The organism is Aeromonas sp. PrichA-15 (assembly GCF_017939245.1).
In the GTDB taxonomy this organism is placed as follows: Bacteria; Pseudomonadota; Gammaproteobacteria; order Enterobacterales; family Aeromonadaceae; genus Aeromonas; species Aeromonas caviae.
The window spans coordinates 1-293 of record NZ_JAGKRH010000328.1; the positions used below are offsets into that span (position 1 = coordinate 1).

Sequence of the window (293 nt, forward strand, 5' to 3'; positions counted from 1 at the left end):
CAAAAAGCCAAGATCCAGCGGCTGCACTCACATATCGCCAACACCCGCCGCGATTACCTTCACAAGGTCACAACGACTATCAGCAAAAACCACGCGATGATCGTCATTGAGGATTTGAAGGTTGCCAGCATGTCAAAATCAGCAGCGGGCACGACCAGTCAGCCGGGGCGCAACGTCCGGGCAAAATCAGGGCTGAATCGTTCGATATTAGATCAGGGCTGGTTTGAGCTGCGCCGCCAGCTCGAATACAAGCAGGCATGGCGAGGTGGTCAGGTGTTGGCGATAAACCCGGC

The 293-nt window shown here is 55.3% G+C and carries 1 protein-coding gene; it reads left to right on the forward strand.

The features are described from left to right. The coding region (locus J9889_RS22970) for an RNA-guided endonuclease TnpB family protein (RefSeq protein ID WP_210558341.1) at positions 1-293 on the forward strand (293 nt) is incomplete at both ends.